The organism is Ruegeria lacuscaerulensis, assembly GCF_013034745.1.
GTDB lineage: Bacteria > Pseudomonadota > Alphaproteobacteria > Rhodobacterales > Rhodobacteraceae > Ruegeria > Ruegeria lacuscaerulensis_B.
In genome coordinates this window covers 335,953-356,341 of the sequence record NZ_WQGP01000003.1, presented here as the reverse complement: position 1 = coordinate 356,341, position 20,389 = coordinate 335,953, and the positions used below count along the sequence as shown (strand labels likewise).

The 20,389-nt window shown below is 57.4% G+C and carries 20 protein-coding genes and 1 pseudogene; 12 read left to right on the top strand and 9 right to left on the bottom strand.

The window, feature by feature from the left end:
* Positions 1-555: 555 nt before the first annotated feature.
* The 5 genes from GOV79_RS07875 to GOV79_RS07855 form a co-directional block, all read right to left on the bottom strand.
* Positions 556-1,701, bottom strand: a complete 1,146-nt coding sequence (locus GOV79_RS07875) for an ABC transporter permease (RefSeq protein ID WP_170789341.1) — start codon at positions 1,699-1,701, stop codon at positions 556-558.
* A complete protein-coding gene (locus tag GOV79_RS07870; protein WP_170789340.1) occupies positions 1,698-2,624 on the bottom strand; it encodes an ABC transporter ATP-binding protein in 927 nt (308 codons plus the stop codon). Before GOV79_RS07870 ends, GOV79_RS07875 begins: the two co-directional genes overlap by 4 nt.
* Positions 2,621-3,580, bottom strand: coding sequence for an HlyD family secretion protein (locus GOV79_RS07865; protein ID WP_237217970.1), 960 nt, complete (start codon positions 3,578-3,580; stop codon positions 2,621-2,623). Before GOV79_RS07865 ends, GOV79_RS07870 begins: the two co-directional genes overlap by 4 nt.
* A 256-nt stretch (positions 3,581-3,836) precedes the next feature.
* Positions 3,837-4,253 carry a GFA family protein gene (locus tag GOV79_RS07860; RefSeq protein ID WP_170789339.1) on the bottom strand — a complete coding sequence of 139 codons (417 nt, stop codon included), beginning with the start codon at positions 4,251-4,253 and terminating at the stop codon, positions 3,837-3,839.
* Positions 4,254-4,263: 10 nt separating this feature from the next.
* A complete protein-coding gene (locus tag GOV79_RS07855; RefSeq protein WP_170789338.1) occupies positions 4,264-4,641 on the bottom strand; it encodes a hypothetical protein in 378 nt (125 codons plus the stop codon).
* Between the two features lie 118 nt (positions 4,642-4,759).
* Between GOV79_RS07855 and GOV79_RS07850 the strand changes: the two genes are divergently transcribed.
* Both GOV79_RS07850 and GOV79_RS22680 read left to right on the top strand, forming a co-directional pair.
* On the top strand, positions 4,760-5,353 hold the full coding sequence (locus tag GOV79_RS07850; protein WP_170789337.1) for a TetR/AcrR family transcriptional regulator: 594 nt from the start codon (positions 4,760-4,762) through the stop codon (positions 5,351-5,353).
* A 233-nt stretch (positions 5,354-5,586) separates the two neighbouring features.
* Positions 5,587-6,052 (top strand): annotated as a pseudogene (locus GOV79_RS22680) (DDE-type integrase/transposase/recombinase).
* 97 nt (positions 6,053-6,149) lie between these two features.
* Here the strand turns inward: GOV79_RS22680 and GOV79_RS07840 are convergent.
* From GOV79_RS07840 to GOV79_RS07825, 4 genes are all read right to left on the bottom strand, one after another.
* Positions 6,150-7,442 carry a TRAP transporter large permease gene (locus GOV79_RS07840; RefSeq protein ID WP_170789336.1) on the bottom strand — a complete coding sequence of 431 codons (1,293 nt, stop codon included), beginning with the start codon at positions 7,440-7,442 and terminating at the stop codon, positions 6,150-6,152.
* A 22-nt stretch (positions 7,443-7,464) separates the two neighbouring features.
* The gene (locus GOV79_RS07835; protein WP_237217968.1) at positions 7,465-7,983 is read right to left on the bottom strand and encodes a TRAP transporter small permease; all 519 of its coding nucleotides are present in this window, start codon (positions 7,981-7,983) and stop codon (positions 7,465-7,467) included.
* Between the two features lie 7 nt (positions 7,984-7,990).
* Positions 7,991-9,001 carry a TRAP transporter substrate-binding protein DctP gene (gene dctP, locus GOV79_RS07830; protein ID WP_170789335.1) on the bottom strand — a complete coding sequence of 337 codons (1,011 nt, stop codon included), beginning with the start codon at positions 8,999-9,001 and terminating at the stop codon, positions 7,991-7,993.
* A gap of 574 nt (positions 9,002-9,575) precedes the next feature.
* The gene (locus tag GOV79_RS07825) at positions 9,576-10,241 is read right to left on the bottom strand and encodes a helix-turn-helix domain-containing protein (RefSeq protein WP_170789334.1); all 666 of its coding nucleotides are present in this window, start codon (positions 10,239-10,241) and stop codon (positions 9,576-9,578) included.
* Between the two features lie 173 nt (positions 10,242-10,414).
* Here GOV79_RS07825 and GOV79_RS07820 point away from each other — a divergent pair, with 173 nt between their 5' ends.
* From GOV79_RS07820 to GOV79_RS07775, 10 genes are all read left to right on the top strand, one after another.
* Positions 10,415-11,311: a class II glutamine amidotransferase gene (locus tag GOV79_RS07820; protein WP_170789333.1), complete on the top strand. Its 897-nt coding sequence runs from the start codon at positions 10,415-10,417 to the stop codon at positions 11,309-11,311.
* A 1-nt stretch (position 11,312) separates the two neighbouring features.
* On the top strand, positions 11,313-11,996 hold the full coding sequence (locus GOV79_RS07815; RefSeq protein ID WP_170789332.1) for a GltB/FmdC/FwdC-like GXGXG domain-containing protein: 684 nt from the start codon (positions 11,313-11,315) through the stop codon (positions 11,994-11,996).
* Positions 11,997-12,007: 11 nt separating this feature from the next.
* Positions 12,008-13,336 (top strand): FMN-binding glutamate synthase family protein, encoded by a 1,329-nt coding sequence (locus GOV79_RS07810; protein WP_170789331.1) that lies wholly within the window; start codon positions 12,008-12,010, stop codon positions 13,334-13,336.
* A 71-nt stretch (positions 13,337-13,407) separates the two neighbouring features.
* Positions 13,408-14,736 carry a type III glutamate--ammonia ligase gene (gene glnT / locus GOV79_RS07805; RefSeq protein ID WP_170789330.1) on the top strand — a complete coding sequence of 443 codons (1,329 nt, stop codon included), beginning with the start codon at positions 13,408-13,410 and terminating at the stop codon, positions 14,734-14,736.
* A gap of 364 nt (positions 14,737-15,100) precedes the next feature.
* Positions 15,101-16,210: an aromatic ring-hydroxylating oxygenase subunit alpha gene (locus tag GOV79_RS07800; RefSeq protein ID WP_170789329.1), complete on the top strand. Its 1,110-nt coding sequence runs from the start codon at positions 15,101-15,103 to the stop codon at positions 16,208-16,210.
* A gap of 15 nt (positions 16,211-16,225) precedes the next feature.
* Positions 16,226-16,663 (top strand): lactoylglutathione lyase, encoded by a 438-nt coding sequence (gloA, locus tag GOV79_RS07795; protein ID WP_170789328.1) that lies wholly within the window; start codon positions 16,226-16,228, stop codon positions 16,661-16,663.
* A gap of 3 nt (positions 16,664-16,666) precedes the next feature.
* A complete protein-coding gene (locus tag GOV79_RS07790) occupies positions 16,667-17,071 on the top strand; it encodes a cupin domain-containing protein (protein WP_170717712.1) in 405 nt (134 codons plus the stop codon).
* 38 nt (positions 17,072-17,109) lie between these two features.
* Positions 17,110-18,549, top strand: a complete 1,440-nt coding sequence (locus GOV79_RS07785) for a glutamine synthetase family protein (protein ID WP_170789327.1) — start codon at positions 17,110-17,112, stop codon at positions 18,547-18,549.
* A gap of 53 nt (positions 18,550-18,602) precedes the next feature.
* Positions 18,603-19,619, top strand: a complete 1,017-nt coding sequence (locus GOV79_RS07780; protein ID WP_170789326.1) for an alpha/beta fold hydrolase — start codon at positions 18,603-18,605, stop codon at positions 19,617-19,619.
* Between the two features lie 114 nt (positions 19,620-19,733).
* Entirely contained in the window at positions 19,734-20,264 is a 531-nt protein-coding gene (locus GOV79_RS07775) for an Lrp/AsnC family transcriptional regulator (protein ID WP_331252438.1), read from the top strand.
* The last annotated feature ends 125 nt before the right edge of the window (positions 20,265-20,389 follow it).

Below are 20,389 nucleotides of genomic sequence, written 5' to 3'. Positions count from 1 at the left end.
CTGAGATGCCGAGAGGCTTGCAACCTTTTGTGACTTTAAATAGTCCTCACGCGCAGCAAGAGCCGCGAAAAGCATAAACCCAATTGTCATCTCGTATATGAGGTGACATTCATGCCGCTTCAGATGTTTTCTCAATGAAGTGTCGTTGGGCAATAGTCCTGCCCTCATAAGCCCTACAAATACGGTTCGTGAAGTTGCCAATGGGCGACACTAAAGTTGGGTCGACTATCTTGCGACTTTGATGTCTCCAGCGCACAGGACGCATCAAAGTAGATGGTGCTAGTATTGCAGATATGGACTGCGCTCCTTTCCACGACACCATCGGAATGAAGGTGTTTGTCACCGCCTGACGGCGGGCGGCTGGCCCACTGCGCGGCCAAGCCTGTAGCACTTTGGCCCCAAAAGAAAAATGCTAGCCCCTGTACATCAGATCTGAGCCGCCAACATACCAACGCCGTCGCCGGTCAAGAGATCGAAGGTCTGGCAAATGTCAGCAATGTAGAATGCGACTGCAGAATTCAGTACCAATCTGGAACGGCAGATCAGGGTCGATCTTCAACCCAACCGTTTCTTGAATCTTAGAGTTGCCGCCAGCAATCCGAATATCGCAAATCCGATCATCCAGAGAATTCCCCAGCGTAACTCGTATAGCGACGCGTCACGAAGGACCACGCCGCGGATCATGTCCATGAAATGGGTTGCCGGCAGGACCTGAGCAATCATCTGGACGGGTGGTGGCATACCGTCGAAAGGGAACATGAAACCTGACATCAGGATTGAGGGCAGCAGGACAAATATGGTCATCTGCATCGACTGCAATTGGTTCTGCGCAAGCGTGGAAATCACCAGCCCAAGCGACAGGCTGGCGACGATGAATAACAAAGTCACAACAAGCAGAGTGCCCAATCCGCCGTTTATTGGCACATCGAACAGGACATGCCCGAGGCCGAGGATGATTGCGACCTGTATCAGGCCCAGAAAGATGTAGGGGATGATCTTTCCGATCATCAGTTCGATCGACCGGATTGGCGTGTTGATCAGCATTTCCATATTGCCCCGCTCGCGTTCGCGGACGATGGCGGCTGAGGTGAATAGGATCATCGTCATGGTCAGGATCACGCCGACAAGACCCGGCACGATATTGACCGCCGACCGTTGCTCGGGGTTGAAGTAAAGCGTCACCTCGAACGTGGGCACCTGCCGGTTTGGTGGTTGTTTCAGCAGTTCTGTCAAAGGCATTGTGCGCATGGACTTGATCGCGCTGGCCACCATCGTGTCCGAACCATCCACGATCCAATGGGCAACCGGTCGGCTGCTTGTCTGGTTGGTTGCGTTGGGCAGGCCCAGCCCGACAGACGGGCTGCGGGCAAGGCGCTGGCTCACGTCCGGGGGGATGATTAGCGCAGCACGCACACGGGACTCGGTTATTGCGCGTTCGGCCTCTTGCGGGGTGGTCAGCTGCTCGGTGATGGTCACGACCTGCGTCGCTTGAACGATCTGCGCCAGCGTGCGGGAGAGTTCGGTTCCGGACTGGTCCACCACCGCGACAGGGACATGGCGCAGGTTTGTGTTGATCGCGTATCCAAACAGAAGCAGTTGGATCAGCGGGATCATGATGACCATGGCAAAGGTCATCTGATCCCGCCGCAGTTGGAGCAGTTCTTTCTTAAGTACAGCAGCGATGCGACGTGGCGAAATCACTGTTCTGGCCCCCGTGTGGCGCTGACGAACACGTCTTCCAGATTTGGCCTCTGCGGGGTCAGGGACAGGCTAGGAAACGCAGCAAGTTGGCCGCGCAACATGTCCACCGGTTGAGGTTCGGATTTGTCCACAAGCACACGCAGCCGCGACCCGACTTGCGCGGTCGACAGGATCTTGGGTTTGCCATCCAGCGCGTGTTTGACCTTTCTCAGATCCGGCCCTTCAACCTCAACTACATCGGCCTGAAGATCATCCATCAACTGGCGCGGAGACCCGTCCGCCTTTTTCACACCGTGTTGCAGGATCGCCAGCCGGTGACAGCGCTCGGCTTCGTCCATGAAATGGGTCGAAACGATCATCGTTGCGCCTTGATCTACCAGATCGAACAGTTGTTCCCAGAAGGTGCGACGTGTTTCGGGATCAACGGCCGAGGTCGGTTCGTCCAGGAACAACAGTTTAGGTCGGTGCATTACGGTTGCAGCAAGGGCCAGTTTCTGACGTTGCCCGCCGCTCATGCTTCCGCTGAGTTGATTGATATTCGTTGTCAGATCGTAGGTGTGCAGCAACTCATCGATCCGATCTTTGGCCGTTTTTACCGGAATGCCGTAAATCTCCGCCGCGAACCTGAGGTTTTCCAGCACCGTCAGGTCGCGGTAATACGAGAATATCTGGGTCATGTACCCGATCTCATTTTTTAGCGGCTCAGCCGCTTCGGGCATTGACCGGCCCAAAACCGAGATCGCACCGCTGCTGGGGGTCAGCAGCCCAGTCAGCATGCGCATTGTCGTGGTTTTGCCGCAGCCATTCGGTCCCAGAAACCCGTAGATCTGGCCGGTTTGAATCTCAAGATCCAGATTGTTGACGGCGATGTTTTCCCCGAACTGGCGGGTCAAGCCCTTCGTCGAGACGACCACATCGTTCATGGCATGGGGACCTGTACGGGGACCCCGGCAGGCAGGTCCGGTGAGGCATTGGGCAGGTCAATCTCAGCCAAATAGACAAGGCGCGTGCGGTCGTCCTTGTTCAACCCGTAATAAGGGGTGAAGGACGCGTCGTCGCTGATCCAGCGGATCACGCCATCCAACGGATCGGTCAGCCCGTCTACGTGCACTTCCAACGTTTCACCGGGTTTCAGATTGACGCGATGTGGTTCGGGTACATAGACGCGCGCGTAAGGCGTCTGGCCCGTGACGATCACGGCAACCGGGCTGCCGGATGTCACCCGCTCGCCCAAATTCCACGGCAGGGAATCCAAAACGCCGTCGCGGGTAGCTATGACCGTTAAATCATCCAGCAATGTCAGTTCGGCGGCGACCGAGGCTTCGGCAGCTCGCACATTGGCCTCGGCGACCGCCAGATCTTCGGGACGGGTGCCGTTTTCCAGCTCTTTCAGCGATTCCTGAGCGCTGGCCAATTCAGCCCGCGCGGAATCGCGCATGGCCAGATCATTTGCCACCTGAGCCTCGGTCACGACCGAGTTCTCGACCAGTCTGGCATTTCGGTCATAGATGGCCTCGGCATCGGCAAGGCGCGCAACAGCGCCTGCTACTTTGGCCTCGGCAATTGCAATTTCTTCCTCGCGCGGTCCGACCTGCAGTTTCAGAAGCGTGGCCTGTGCCTTTTCCAGTTCTGCCTGCGCCAGTGCCAGCTTGGCGCTTTGCAATGTGGTATCAAGCTGAACCAGCGTGTCGCCTACCTTGACCACGGAACCTTCGGCAATTGGTAAATCGACGACAATTTCGCCGGCCGTCGCGGTCAAGGCCACCCGGTCGCGCGCCAACACACCCAGAGCGATGCTGGTATCGGACCCAGAGCACCGGTCCAGAAAAGCGGGCAGGACAGCCGCCAGGATCAAAGGAATGGGGATCGTCAGATTCAACAGGGTTCCCTCCGGTGCTTGGCCTTTGAACGCGTTGGGCGATAGTCAGAGCATAAAATCAGGAAATCTGATTTATGTATACGGTTCAACAACTACAGATGGCAGGACAGGTTCATGCAGGCAGGCGCGCCAACCACTCCTCCAGCTTTTCTCCGATCAGATGGGGATTATCATCCTGCAGGAAATGAATGCCTTTGCCGATATCCACCACAGACCTGATGTTCGCAAAATGCAAAACCCAGCGCGGACGTCCAGCTCAGTTCAACGGGAGGACCACGCCTTCCAACCCCAGCGCCTCATTATACCATGCGGGTCGGGACGCCCTGCCGACAATCGCGCTAACGGGCTGGGACGGCGGGCGTGACAGGCTGCCGACGGGGACAACCAGAAACTTGCCGTTTTGTGTCTTGAATGGAAGCGATGTCCCGCAGCTTCGGCAAAACACCCGGCGCACTTGGGAATTAGGCACATTGAAAGATGTCAGTTGCTCTTGACCTTCCAGCCATTCGATCCGGTCAGGCGTGGTGAAAGCATTCGCAACATGGGCCGAGCCCGAGGCCTTTTTGCAAAAGTTGCAATAGCACAATTTGAAGGCGGTCATGTTGTCTTGCACCCGATAGCGCACTGCGCCGCAGATACATTGCCCGTCGATCATGTCTGGGTGACTCGCCAAAGAGCTCATCTCAAACACGATAGGCAAAATGCGCGCGGACAGTGGTGGTGAATGTCAGGCCCATGCTAATGATCGCGATGACACAGCCGACAACCGCTGTCGCCGGGATCGAGACTAGAAAATCAACAGCAATTGCGGCACGGATACCGGTCATGCTGCGCTTGAGAATGGAAGCGACGATGCAGGCAAAGGTGACCATGTAACCCAGCATCGTATAGAGCATCAGGTTGGCGGCTTGCGGGCCAGCTAGCTCTCCGACCTGCAGGCCGTAGAATTTGAAGGCGGCGAAGAAACCAAAGGCCAGCAGGATTTTCAGCGCGTTCAGGATGAAGATCATGCGCAGGGTGACGGGTTTTAATGCGCCGGGTGTCGGGTCGATGGCGGTCATGTCAGGTCTCCATTTCAGGTGCGATCACGCAGCATTTGCTGCCGCGCATCTCTAATGCTATCCATGTGGATAGAAATCGATTACTATCCACATGGATAGAAAAAGCAAGGAGAAATCTGTGGCGCGAAAACGCAAGACGGATCACGACAGTGCTGTGGCGGGAGCCTTGGACCTGTTTTGGCGAAGGGGATACCACGGTGCCAGTACGCGGGAGTTGGAGCAGCAGACGGGGCTGACACGGTTCACGCTCCAAACCACTTATGGGGGAAAAGAAAAGTTTTTTCTAAAGACTCTGGATGCTTATTTGGACAATGCCGAAGCCCGGCACTTTCCTGATCCCGAAACCTATGCGCTGGACGATCTGGCTAGTTGGTTCCGGGGCATCGCATCAACCGAGCGAATGCCAAAGATTGAGGATGCCGGGTGTCTTGCCTTTAATTCGATTAGTTCATTCGACCGCTCTGATCCCGAGGTCAACGCGCGAATCGAGCGGTACCTGACCGCACTGGAGGGGCGGTTTGCGGCGATACTGTGCCGGGCAAAGGATGACGGGGCCATCCGTTCCGAGGTCGATCCGGATGAGGCCGCACGGGTGCTGATCGGTCTTTTGCTGGGCCTTCATACGATTATGAAAGCCCGAACCTCGGATCAGTTTCCGCAGAGCTACGCCCAGGCGGCGGTCGGGCTGATTGAAGGGTGGAAAAACCAGTAAGTTATCAAACATTCTGTCGTGACTAACTTCTTGCGGCGTAAGAACTGGGTGTAAGCAGTGAATGTCTGGGTGGTGGACTGCCCCTGCTGTATTGCGGTTGGCTGTTGAGTGACAGTTTTGGTGAAGCCGCAGTGCAGCTTGCTCAACGACAGGTCTGGGCCGTAACCCAATAGGCGAAGCTGGCCGAACCGCACTTTGATCTTGAGGAAAACGAAACTGGCGCTTGCACCAGCTTGCGTTTCACACTTTTGACCATTGACCCTGGTTTCGTCAGCTACGGTGGTTCCTATCGACATATAGAAGAAGTCATACCCTTGCACGGCGTTGCGGTAGACCACACAACACTGAACCGATGCGTTACACGGTATTCCGGCGTGATCGCTGAAGCCGCGGGTCGCCGCGAAAGATCGTCATCGACAAAAGCGGCGTAGACACAGCAGGTATCAAAGCCATCAACAAAATGCTGAAGGGCTTTGGATGTCCGATTCCAGTCGAGGTGGTGAGGCAGAAACACTAGAACAACATCGTGGACAGGACCACCGGTTCATCAAAAGGCGAACTTGACCAATGCTGGGGTTCAAAGCTTTCGGCTTTACTGCAGCAACCGTTGCTGAAATCGAAGTCGCGAAGATGATCCGCGCGGGCCGATTCACGCCTGGACTCTGCCCCTTTCGACAATTCGCTAAACTGGCCGTCTAACTTGAAGACACGCCGAGTCTCATTGGCTAGCAGAAAAACTCTGCAACACAACCTGTTCGGCCGGAACGGGCCGTTGCAAGAGCTCAACTACGCTCATTCAGAACAAAAGGTTGGGAAGAAAAAGGGTTAGTGCCGGGAACACCGTCAGGATGAAGATGGCCAACAGGTGGATGAGCCAGTATGGAACTGTCGCAATTGCCACACGGCCCAAGCCAACCTCGTTGTTGGTCAGCGCGGTCAGGACCGACAGGTTAAGCCCGACTGGGGGCGTGACCTGACCAATCTCGATGACGATGGTGATGATGACCCCGATCCAGATTGGGTCAAAGCCCAGCCCGGTCAGCAAGGGGAATACGACCGGCAAGGTCATGATCATCAACGACAACCCGTCGAAAAAGCACCCCAGCACCAGATAGATCAGCACCACGATCAACAGCACGCTGTATGTGCCCATCCCGCTTTCGGCCACGACTTCTAGGATCTGTTGCGGCACGCCCAGAATACTGGTCGATTTCGCCAGTATCGTCGCGCCCAGCACCAAAAACCCAACCGATGCAAACAACAGAACCGACTGATAGACCGCTTCGACAAGCTTCTTCCAAGTCAGGTCGCCCCATATGGAGGAAATGATCACGGCCAGTACAACGCCCACGCCTGCCGCTTCGGTCGGTGTCGCCAGCCCTCCGACAATGCTGCCGATGACCGCAATGATCAGCGCAAGCAACGGCCAGATTTGTTTGAACCCCGCCAGTGTCTGCCGCAGCGGCAATGGGGCTTCGTCGCGCGGGGCCAGGGCCGGATTTCGGGTACATCTGACCAACAGATACGCCATGAACATCAGACCAACCAGAAAACCAGGGATAATACCGGCGGCGAACAGGCGCCCGATCGAGGTTTCAGTGAGCGCGCCATAGATCAGAAAAGACAAGCTGGGCGGGATCAGCAGGCCCAAAGTACCGCCGCCCGCCAAGCTGCCCACAATCGTATCCTTGTCATAGCCGCGTTTCGACATCTCAGGGTATGCGACCGAACCCACCGCCGCAGCCGTAGACAGACTGGATCCGCTGACCGCGCCGAACAGGGTGCAAACTGCAATATTGGTGTGCAGCAAGCCCCCCGGGATGCGACGAAACAGCGGGGAAAAGGCGGAGTAGGCCCGCTCGCTAATTCCACTGCGCAGTAGCACCTCGCCCAGAAGGATGAACATGGGAACTGCGCTGAGGGTGAACGAATTGAAGACGCTCCAGATTGCGTCCACAGCCAGCGACGTGGCCCCGTTCGAGAAAAAGTGCAGAATGATCAACCCGGTCAGACCAAGCGCCGCTCCAAGGGCCACGCCCGTGCCAGCGGTGGCAACAAGCGCGCCTGTCAACGTCAGCCAGAACGACATTTATTGGTCTCTTTCGTTGGGGTCATTTGATGTCGGCCTCGGCGTCGTCCACCCTGTCCAGAATGCCGACAAGGCGTGCCACAAAGATAGACAGAGTCAGCCCAAGCGACAGCGGCATAAGCGCCATCCAAGGGTAAAGCAGAATGCGCGTGGTTTCTGTTTTAAGGTTGCGCTTGAACGCGAATTCGAACCAAGGAATAGTTTCGACGATCAACCACAGAAAAAAAACGATACCGACCAGAAGGGCGGCGATCTGTATTGCGACATGCAGTCGACCTTTCAGAAAATCCGCCAACAGTGCCACACGCACATGTTTGGCCCGCAACGTCACCATCGGCAGACCTAGAAACAACGAAACGCTGAGCAATAGGCCGACCACTTCTTCGGTGATGTGCAGCGGCGTATTGGCAAATTTGCGCATCAATACGCTGGTGACAATGATGCCGACAATGGCGATCATTCCGAGGGCCGCAGCAGCGGCGCACGCAAGGGCCAGACGGTCCAGCCCCCGCGCGATGATGTTTCCCGGACTAAGCGCCATTTTGACGTCAGCGGCCCAGGGCGGTTAGGACACGCTCACGATAGGCAGGGGCGTTGCCGCCAGCTTCTTCCGCGAGTTCAGCCCAGATTTCGGTGACGTTCGACACAAACAGATCGCGGTCTTCCTGCGAGAAATCTTCTCCCCAGGTGACACCATCTGCGACCAGCTGCTCACGTGCGGCCAGCTCGCGTTCGAAATCGTCCTCGTATTGATTGGTACGCTCCCACAAGGCGTCTGCGGCGGTCGCAATTGCCGCCTTGGTGGCGTCATCCGTAGCGTCCCATTTGTCGGTGGCGACCCCGATCACATAGGGGCCGGACGCCATCGGATACAGGAACGAGGCATATTTGGCGACCTCCTGCAAAGACACTGTGTGTGCGTAAAGCGCAGGATAAAGTGCACAATCGACCACGCCGGTTTTCATCGCCACATACATCTCTTCCTGTGGAATGATCTGCGCGGCGACCCCAAGGCGTGTGAAGGTTTCAACCTGATCGCGAGCCCAGACGCGCAGCTTTTTCGATTTCAGAGCGTCAATGGTGCGCACCGGCTCATCCCGGCAGAAGACCGACACAGATAGCATCGGGATCGGCACATACCCAACCGAGGTCACGCCCCAATCGGTAAACTCTTCCTGATAAATCTCGCGCACTGTCGGGATCGCCTTTTCGAATTCCTCGATCGAGCCAATGGTGCCTTGAACCACAACTGAACTGAGCGCTGGCGCGTCACGACCCAGATAGTTCGCCCAGATCAGGCTCATCTCGACCGCACCCTTTGGCAGGAACCGCAGGGTGTCCGTGTTCGGAAGACCCAGCGATCCGCCGCTATAAAGCTTCAGCTTATCCTCGCCTTCAAGGGCCGCGTTGACCTCTTCGACAAAGCGTTCCAGCTCTGCCGTTTCTGGGCGGGTTTCGGGTAGAAAATTGTTGAATCGCCATTCTTCCGCATTGCCTGCGGCAATGGCTGAAATGAAAGCAGCCGCGCTCAATGCGGCGGTTTGAATAATTCTCTTCATGGTGTTCCCTCCTGAAGCACTGAATATCTGGCTCTTGACGAAGCTCTTTGTGTATTAGTCTTGCTCTTCAACTTATTAGGTCGCGTAAAATCATTGACTTGGGGCGCATAGGCCGTGGGCCAGACCCACCAAATGAAAGCATAGAAAGAGCAGGGAAGGTTGCAAGTGATACCTGAGCCGCGACCTCAGCGCACTTCTGTCGGAACTTGTTGGCTTTCGTACAACCGGATCAGAGGCCCCTCTGCTTTAACCCAACCGATCCAAATCGGTCTTTTGTCTTTCGGTCCTGCTATCGGTACGTGGGCTATTGGCACGAGCGTCGTTTGACAGAAGTTCCTGATGATTAAGTCGTCTTCGACCTGATGTGCTGATCCTAAGGACATGTCGGCCTGAAAGCGGTCGATTTCTTCAAAAGGGTCAGACAAATCCCAAGTCAATGTCGGGAAAGGCGTTCCAATGCTCGTCAATGCCCGGTCAAGTCTTACGAATGCGAGAAATCGATGTCGGCTGATTTCGGTTTGGTCACTAAACTTATTTCGAAAACCATATTTGACGGCTGAATTTCTGGCGCCCTTCAGTTTGTCTGCGGATAGCTGATGATAGACAGATAGCGAAGGGGCAACGTGACCAGACGCTCGGGGCCGTGTGGCGCATCAGCCTCGAAAAACAGCGTGTCGCCGGGTTTCAGCGGATAGACCTGATCACCGTGACGGTAGTCAACCTCGCCTTCCAGCATATAGATCGTCTCAATTCCGCTGTGCTGAAAGGTCGGAAAGGTGTCGGATTCAGCGGTCAGAGTGATCAGATAGGGCTCGACGATCACGCCTGACGTGTTGGCGCCTATGGTGCCCAGCAGGTTGTATTGATGGTTAGCGCGGGTGCCCTCTCGCTCCTGCTCGACCCCTTGCCCTGCTTTGGTGTGAACGGCCAGCCGTCGTTCTTCGAACCGACGGAAAAAACTGGTCAGTGGAACCGACAGTGCATCCGCCAGCGCCTGAAGCGTCGTCAAAGAAGGCGATGTATTCCCGTTTTCGATTTTCGACACCATTCCGATCGACAGCCCGGTCATCTGCGCAAGATCTGCAACAGTGATGTTCTGCTGTTTGCGAAAGGCGTGAACTTCTCGGCCGATGGCGACTTCAAGAACCTTTTCTCGATCACTTGAACTTACGGAATGCGGGTCTTGGGTCAGTTTTGCCACCTGTTTCCTTCCGCTTCGATTCGCAGTTTGCCCGTTCATGCGGTCTTTCTTGGCAGCGAAGTTATCCTACCATGAGGAAAATGAAAGCGCTTTCGCCTTAGGAATCTGCCTAGACGTATTTTCGCATAGGGAAAAAAATTTTCTTAAGGGTAGATTTCCCTGAGGGACGTGGTTTAGGGTATCGGCAACACAACAAGAGAAGGTCTCAGACGATGTGCGGGATTGTGGGGTTGTTTCTCAAAGACCAAACGCTCGAGCCCAGACTGGGTTCAATGCTGACCGATATGCTGATCACCATGACCGATCGCGGCCCCGACAGTGCCGGTATCGCAATCTATGGTTCCCAGTCGGCAGGCCAAGCAAAGATGACGGTGCAGTCGGATGACCCTGATGCCGATTTCGCAACTCTCGCTTCAGATCTGAGTGCGGCGGTAGGAACTGAAGTCAATTTGCGTGCCAATGACACGCATGCGGTGCTGTCGATGCAGGCTGACAAGGTCGATACTGCGCGGCAGGCAATCCGTGAGATGCGCCCCGCCATGCGCGTCATGTCGGATGGTGATGCGATTGAAATCTACAAAGAAGTTGGTCTGCCAAAGGACGTGGCGGCTCGTTTCTCGCTGTCGTCGATGCATGGCAGCCACGGGATCGGGCATACGCGCATGGCCACCGAATCCGCCGTCACCACTGAAGGCGCCCATCCATTCTCAACCGGCGGCGATCAGTGTCTGGTGCATAACGGCTCGTTGTCAAACCACAACGCGCTGCGCCGCAAGCTGATGCGCGAAGGGGTGCGGATTGAATCGATGAACGATACCGAGGTCGGCGCCGCCTATCTGACGTGGAAGATGCAGAATGGGGCCACTCTGGGTGAGGCGCTGGAAAGCAGCCTTGAGGATCTGGACGGGTTCTTCACCTTTGTGGTCGGCACCAAGGACGGGTTTGGCGTGGTGCGCGACCCGATTGCCTGCAAACCGGCGGTGATGGCCGAGACCGATCAATACGTGGCTTTCGGCAGCGAGTACCGCGCGCTGGTCAACCTGCCGGGTATTGAGGACGCCCGCGTTTGGGAACCCGAACCCGCCACCGTCTATTTCTGGAGCCACTAAAATGCAGAGCTATGACGTCGCAGAACAGGGCCTGCGCGGGCTGAACGCTGCCCTTCAGGCCCAAAGCACCGAGACGAACCAGACCCAGTGGGAGGTTCAGAACCCAAAGGGCAGCCATGCCATCGCTGTCGGTCTGGATGCCCCAATTGAGGTCACGGTCAAGGGTTCGACCGGCTATTACTGCGCTGGGATGAACAAACAGGCGACGATCCGGGTTGAGGGCTCGGTCGGGCCGGGCGTGGCCGAGAATATGATGTCGGGCACCGTGATCGTCGAAGGTGACGCCAGTCAGTATGCCGGGGCCACGGGCCATGGCGGGTTGCTGGTGATCAAGGGCAATGCCAGTTCGCGCTGCGGGATTTCCATGAAAGGGATCGACATCGTGGTACATGGCAATATCGGCCACATGTCCGCCTTTATGGCGCAGGCCGGTACGCTGGTGGTCTGCGGTGATGCGGGCGATGCGTTGGGGGACTCCCTCTATGAGGCGCGGCTATTCGTGCGCGGCTCGGTCAAAAGTCTGGGTGCCGATTGCATCGAGAAAGAGATGAGACCCGAGCATCTGACCCTTCTGGCCGACCTGCTGGAGCGCGCAGGAGCAGATGCCAAGCCCGAAGAGTTCAAACGCTATGGCTCGGCCCGGCAGCTTTACAATTTCGATGTCGACAACGCGGCAGAATACTGAGGAAGACCGTAATGGACGATCACACACCACGCACGATGCCGATACAGTCTGCGACGTTTTCCAACCCGGTCAATGCGGAAATCCGGCGGGCGGCGGCAACGGGCATCTATGACATTCGTGGCGGCGGCGCGAAACGCAAGGTGCCGCATTTCGACGACCTGCTGTTTCTGGGCGCCTCGGTCAGCCGATACCCGCTGGAAGGCTATCGCGAACGCTGTGACACCTCGGTCACGTTGGGCACGCGCTTTGCCAAGAACCCGATCCAGCTGGATATCCCGATCACCATCGCGGGCATGAGCTTCGGCGCGCTGTCCGGCCCCGCGAAAGAGGCGCTGGGTCGCGGCGCGTCCGCTGCGGGTACGTCGACCACTACGGGCGACGGCGGTATGACACCCGAGGAACGCGGGCATTCCAGCAAATTGGTCTATCAGTATCTGCCTTCGCGCTATGGCATGAACCCCGACGATCTGCGCAAAGCAGACGCAATCGAGATTGTAGTCGGTCAGGGCGCAAAGCCCGGCGGCGGTGGGATGCTGCTAGGCCAAAAGATCAGCGACCGCGTAGCCGAGATGCGCACCCTGCCCAAGGGGATCGACCAGCGCTCTGCTTGTCGTCACCCGGACTGGACCGGCCCGGATGATCTTGAGATCAAAATCCTCGAACTGCGCGAAATCACGGGTTGGCAGGTGCCGATTTATGTCAAAGTCGGCGCGACGCGACCCTATTACGACACGGCGCTGGCGGTGAAAGCCGGGGCCGATGTGGTGGTGATGGATGGGATGCAGGGCGGAACAGCGGCCACGCAGGATGTGTTCATCGAACATGTGGGCATTCCGACGCTGGCCTGTATCCGCCCCGCCGTGCAGGCGTTGCAAGACTTGGGTGTGCATCGCGAGGTGCAGCTGGTGATCTCGGGCGGAATTCGCAATGGCGCGGATGTGGCCAAGGCGATGGCACTGGGCGCGGATGCGGTGGCTATCGGTACGGCGGCCTTGATCGCTTTGGGTGACAATGACCCGAAATGGGAGGCCGAGTATCAGAAGCTGGGCACCACCACCGGGGCCTATGACGATTGGCACGAAGGCCGCGATCCGGCGGGCATCACCACGCAAGACCCGGAACTGGCGGCGCGTCTTGACCCGGTTGAGGCCGGGCGGCGTCTGCGCAATTACCTCAAGGTCATGACGCTTGAGGCGCAGACCATCGCGCGCGCCTGCGGCCACAACGATCTGCACAATCTGGAGCCTGAAGACCTGTGCGCCCTGACGATGGAGGCCGCCGCCATGGCGCGCGTGCCTCTGGCGGGGACAGAGTGGTATCCGGGCAAGCCGGGGTTCTGAGACAAGCGGGCGCGACCCTGACCGGGGCCGCGCCTTTTCTTTTGGGTTCAACAGGGAAAGGAAAGCCGACCATGACGACAGATCTGGCTGCTTTCGCCAAGGAAAAAGGCGTCAAATACTTCATGATCACGTTCACCGATCTGTTCGGTGGACAACGGGCCAAACTGGTCCCCGCACAAGCCATCGCCGAGATGCAGATCGAAGGGGCAGGCTTTGCCGGGTTCGCCACTTATCTGGACATGACCCCGGCGCACCCAGACATGTTGGCGGTGCCCGATCCGTCCTCGGTCATTCAGCTGCCTTGGAAGCCCGAGGTTGCGTGGGTCGCCGCCGACTGCGTGATGGAGGGCGAGGACGTCGCCCAAGCCCCGCGCAACGTTCTGCGCAGCCTAATCGACGAAGCCGCCGCCGAAGGGCTGCATGTCAAAACCGGGGTCGAGGCCGAGTTCTTTCTGCTGACCCCCGATGGGGAGCAGATCAGCGATCCCTTCGATACCGCCGCCAAACCCTGTTACGACCAGCAGGCGGTGATGCGCCGTTATGACGTGGTGCGCGAGATTTGCGATTATATGTTGGATCTGGGCTGGGGTCCGTATCAGAACGACCACGAGGACGCCAATGGCCAGTTCGAGATGAACTGGGAGTTTGACGATGTTCTGCGTACTGCCGACAAGCATTCCTTCTTCAAGTTCATGACCAAATCCGTGGCCGAGAAACACGGATTCCGCGCCAGCTTCATGCCCAAACCGGTCGAAGGGCTGACGGGCAATGGCTGCCACGCCCATATCTCGGTCTGGGATGCACCGGGGGCTGAGGCCAAGACCAATGTTTTCGCGGGAGAGGGTGACGGCCCCACTGGAGAAGTGGGCCTAAGCGAGAAGGGCAAACATTTCCTTGGCGGGATCATGAAACATGCCAGCGCTTTGGCAGCGATCACCAACCCCACGGTGAACAGCTACAAACGCATCAACGCGCCGCGCACCATGTCGGGCGCGACCTGGGCACCCAATACCGTGACGTGGACGGGCAACAACCGCACCCATATGGTGCGCGTGCCTGGTCCGGGCCGGTTCGAGCTGCGTTTGGCGGACGGGGCTGCGAACCCCTATTTGCTGCAAGCGGTGATTATCGCGGCAGGGCTGTCTGGGCTGCGCGCCAAGGCCGATCCCGGTCCGCGCCATGACATTGATATGTATGCCGAGGGCCACACCGTTACCGATGCGCCGAAACTGCCGCTGAACATGCTGGACGCGCTGCGCGAATACGACAAAGACACGGAACTGAAGGCGATGATGGGCGATGAATTCTCATCCGCGTTTCTGAAGATGAAACTTCAGGAATGGAATTCGTTCGTGTCGCATTTCTCGCGCTGGGAAAAAGACAACACGCTGGATATCTGATCGGGCAGGGTGCCCTGTTCTGGCCCTGCTGTCGATGGGACAGGGGCCTTTGGTGATGCCCGCCACCTGCAACCAGCACCGCGACTCTGCGGATACCGCAGACCTACTTTCAAAATTGGTAGAACGTGACCCGGCTGTCCTATGGCAGCCGGGTCACTGTTTAGTGAGAGTGGTACGAAATCGACAATACATTGGTCTGAATGCGACACAAGATTGCCGAAACAGCAAAAAGGATTGCCGAATTCGCAAAAAAATGTGGACAGAGTGATTATTTCGCAGTTCACTTCCTGACAGCCACATTGGCCACACACCCGCAGCCCAACTGCGATTTTGGTTTTGAAACTCTGCGTCGGGAACTTGAACGATGAATACGATCTCTTCGTTGCTTAAGTCTTTTTACGAAGAAACCACACCCAAACGGGGCTTGCCTGCGGCAGCCTACAAGGACGCGAAATTCTGGGAGGCCGAATGCGCCTCGGTCTTTACGCGCAACTGGGTTTGTGTCGGGTTTGCCCATGAATTGCAGGCTGCCGGGGATGCGGTGCCGGTCACGCTGGCCGGGCATCCGCTGCTTTTGGTCCGCAATATGGCGGGTGAAATCAGGGCGTTCCACAATATCTGCCGCCACCGCTGCCTGACGCTGGTAGATGCGCCTAAGAATGTGGGCAAGCTGATCCGCTGTCCCTATCACGCCTGGGCCTATGATCTGGACGGGAAACTGCGTGCCGCACCCCATTTCGGCGGTGTAAACGAGCATCAGGCCGAAGGGTTCGACGCGTCGCAAAACAGCCTTGTGCCGGTGCGCAGCCATGTCTGGAACGATTGGGTATTCGTCAATCTGGACGGCAACGCGCCGGATTTTGATGCCTATTCCGCCTCGATGCAGGCGCGTCTAGAGGGCATCGACTGGGATAAGGTCGACTGTATCGGAACGCTCGATTTCGGAGAGATCGCATGCAACTGGAAGTTCATCATGGAGAACTTCATCGAACCCTATCACGTGCAGTTCGTCCATGCCTCGACCACGGATCAGCCGCTTGCCGACCACTATACCATCGTTGACGGCAACTGCCTTGGCAGCGCGGTCGATCTGGATGAAGAGATCGGGACATCCGGCAGTCTGGGCGTCAGCTCGCGCTATCTGACGCTGTATCCCAACTTCATTCTGGGGCGGTATTTCCCGGATCAGATGGGAGTTTACCTGAACATTCCGACCGGTCCTGGAACGATGGTCCAGAAAAGGACGCTTTATACCACCGAGGGTCAAACCCTGACGCCCGACGCGATCGAAGGCCTCAAAAAGCTGTGGTGGGACGTGCACAAGGAAGATCACGAGATGACCGAGCGGCTGCAACTGGGTCGGTCCTCGACCGTTTCCGAGGCCGGGGGCGTGTTGTCGCCCGCTTGGGAAGACAGCGTGCGCGCCTTTCAGGAACTGGTGGCGCAGGATGTGACCACACTCGAAAAACACTGAATTGAGGAGACCAAAGTGAGCGAGAATATCAGCAGCGGATTCCGTTTGGCGCATACCATGATGCGAGTGATGGACATGGAGAAGTCGCTGGAATTTTACTGCGGCATTCTGGGCATGCAGGTCCAGCGACGCACCGATTACCCCGAGGGCAAATTCACCAACACCTTCATCGGCTACGGCCCCGAGGCTGAGTTCCCGACGTTGGAGCTGACGGCGAACTGGGATCAGGAAGACCCCTATGAAAAGGGCAATGGCTGGGGCCATATCTGCATCGAGACACCGGATGTCTATAAGGCCTGCGAAGAACTGGCGGCCGCAGGCGTGAATATCACTCGCCCGGCCGGTCCGATGAAGAACGGCACCCGCGTCATTGCGTTCTGCGAGGACCCGGACGGCTACAAGGTCGAGCTGAACGAAAGCATTCTGAAACATCTGGCCGAGGAAGGGGCGTGACCCATGGGCAATGCACCAAGACTTATGAAATGGGATTTGGTCGAGGATCGCTATAACGCGATCGGTGAAAGCGACAGCGACACCTATATCAAGCCCATGGTCACAAGCGAATTCAGCAAGACCATGTGCGGTGGGATCAATGTTCTCAAGAACATCAAGGTGCCGTGGGATCTGACCTGTGATGAGATCATCTATGTGCTGGAAGGCACCTTCCGGCTGGTGTGCGACGGCGAAACCTATATCTGCAACCGCGGCGACGTGCTGTATATCCCCAAGGACAATCACATCTCGTATGAGGCGGACGCACGCTGTGTGATCTTCTATGCCGCCTATCCCCATAACTGGAAGCAACTGGCCGGTATCACGCAAGTGCCCGGCATCGACCCCGACGACTTTGTGCCCGGCTAATTGCCGGGGCCCCGGCCCGCTGACAGGAGGAGGCCCAGATGCCAAAAGATAATCCCACTGCCAAAATCTACTACGACAGCTTTCACGACGCGGTCGAACGCAACCGGCCCAAGATCCCCGAGGTGAAAAATCGCCTTGAGGATGCGGGTGTCAAATATGTGATGGGGGCATGGATCGACCTGCACGGCATCCCAAAGACCAAACCCGTCCCCATGAGTGATTTTGAGGCGCTATGTCTGGGCAAGGGGCCGCAATTCGCCGTGCACTCGATCTCTTACGTCCCCGAGTTGAGCCCCGCCGACAGCGATCAAGTGGTGGTTCCCGATTTGGACGCGGTCTATGTCTGCCCGTGGGACACATCGATGGCGATCATATTCTCGGACCTCTACTGGGAGGACGCACCGTACAACGTCTGCCCCCGTCAGGCCCTGAAACGCGCCATCCACGAGGCCGCGCAGGAAGGTTACATTGGTTATGCCGGGGTCGAGCCCGAGTTCATCGTGATGAAATACGATGAAAACGGTCAGCCTGTGAAAGCCTTCGACGACGACCCGGCACAGGGCCTGCGCCCGCGCCGTCAGGCCTTTGGCTATGACGTGGAATATTCGGTGGATTCGATGCCCTTCCTCAAGGACATGATCGATATTATCGAAGGGCTGGGCTGGAACCTGCACGACGTGGTGGCCGAGGGTGCTTATTCCCAGTTTGAGCTGGATTTCCACTATACCAACATGCTGGAAATGTCCGATCGGCTGGCTTTTCTGCGCATTGTTTTGAAAGAAGTTGCCAAGAAGCATGGCTGCTTCGTGACCTTTATGCCCAAGCCGACAGTGGGCGATTGGCGTTCGGGCGCGCATATCAACATGTCGATGCAGCATGAAAGCCGCCCCGGTGAAAATATCTTTGAAACCTCCGAAGGCGACTGGTCGGATGAAAGCCGTTGGGCCGTGGGCGGCCTGATGCAGCACGCCGAGGCGATCACTGCCATCACCTGTCCGACGGTGAATTCGTATAACGGTCTGGTCCCGCGCGTGGGTGGGTTCGAGGGTGGCACCGTGACCTGGGCGCCGACCAATATCACCTTTGGGTTCAACAACCGCTCAGCCCAGTTCCGTCTGCCGCAAAGCCGCCACTGCATCGAAAACCGTGCCTGCGATATGACCATGAATGTCTATCTGGCGATGGCGATGCATCTGAGCTGCGCGGTGAAGGGTATCAAGAACAAGATCGATCCGGGCAAGCCCACGGATTTCGACCTGTATTCCAAAACAGAAAGCGAACTGGCTGAACTTGGCATTCGACGCCTGCCGCGTACTTTGTGGAACGCCATTCAGGCGCTGCGTGGTGACGACATGGCCGCGCATGTGATGGGACCGGTGATGCGCAACTCGTATCTGGAATACAAAAACGACGAGTGGGAGCGATACCACCAATCCGTAACGGATTGGGAAGTGCAGGAATACCTGCGGCTCTATTGATTTCCACCTCGGACGGCCCTGGGGTCGCTCGGGTCCAACAGCCAGAGGCGGGCATGACGCAAGACTATCAGATCCTTGAGCTAGGCGATTTTCCACTGTTGTCCGGCGCGGTGTTGCGGGATGCGAAGCTGGCCTATCAGACTTTTGGCACGCTTGCGCCCGAACGTGACAATGTGATCGTTCTGCCCACCTTCTACACCGGCACCAATTCCCGAAACGAGGGGTTTTTCGGCCCGGGTCGCGCGATTGACCCGGCGCGGCATTTCATCGTCAGCCCGAACCTGTTTGGCAACGGGCGATCTTCGTCCCCGACGAACACGCTCGCACCACAGGACGGGCCGCGTTTTCCGCTGGTTCAGATGTGGGACAATATCGCGGCGCAGCACCGGCTGATCCATGACCATCTCGGCATCGACCGGATTGCGCTGGTGGCCGGTTGGTCAATGGCCGGATGCCAGTCCTATCAATGGGCGGCACAATACCCCGACATGGTGCAGGCGATCTTGCCGTTTTGCGCCTCGGCCCGGACCTCGCCGCATAACTTCGTCTTTCTCGAAGGGGTGAAGGCCGCGCTCTGTGCTGATCAGGCATGGAACGGGGGCGACTATGACAGCCCGCCGATCGCCGGACTGAAAGCTTTTGGCCGTGTCTATGCGGGCTGGGCGTTCTCGCAGACCTTCTACCGCGAGAGACTGTATAAACAGCTGGGGTTCGACACGATCGAAGATCTGCTGCTGGATTGGGAGATTGATCATGTCGACGGTTGGGATGCCAACAATCTGCTGGCCAAGCTGGCCACGTGGCAAGCGAGTGATATCGCGGCAGGGTCATTGTATAGCGGCGATTTCAAGGCCGCGTTGGGCGCCATCAAGGCCCGCGCCATCCTGATGCCCTGCACGCAGGACCTGTATTTCCCACCCGAAGACAACGAGATCGAGGCCCGGCACATGCCAAACGCCCGTTTCTGCCCATATGACTCGCCCTGGGGCCATTGCGCGGCCAATCCTGGCAACGATGCCGGTTTTACGGCGGCTTTGGATGACAATATCCGCGCGCTTTTGCAGCAATAGGCGCGGGCAGGATGCATCGGACCGGAAATCGGTTTGCTGTCACGGCGGGTTGGACCTTATGATCGGGGTTCACAAAACGGGCCGCTGGGCCGACAGACACAAGAAGGACGCGCTGTGAACTTATCGCGCAAACCAGAAGCGGACAGACCCTTGCGTCAGCGCAGCACGCATTCGGTGGATGAGCGTCTGAACAGTGAGATCGTCCGTATGCTTGAGCTGGACGGGCGGATGGCGTTTTCCGAGATTGCCCAGAAGCTGGACGTGTCCGAGGGAACGGTGCGCAATCGCGTCAACGCGATGAAAGAGGCGGGCCTGCTGCGGATCGTGGCCATCGCGGACCCGACCGCCACGGAATACAAGGCTGATGCAATGATCTGTCTGAAGGTGGCGCCGGGCACGACGCCGCAAGCGGTGGCAACGCGTCTGGGCGCCGTTTCCAGTGTTGTCTATATCCTGTGGGTCACGGGGCGGTTCGATCTGATGGTGGAACTGGTCTGCGACGAGCCGGACGATTTGGCGACCTTCCTTGAAGACCATATACATGGGGTCGAGGACATCGTGGATTCAGAAGTGATGTTGGGCCTCAGAAATTTCAAGAACCAATTCCTGCTCAAGCGAAACTGGGAACAGCGGACCAAAAACTAAAGCTACGGATTGCAGTGCCTATTCCGCGTTTGGAACGGCCTTTAGCTTCAGTGGTTGTATCTGGCCGATGATGCACGTTTTGTTCTGCGCGGCTGCTGCCGAAGGGGCCAGAGCTGACCCGCTTG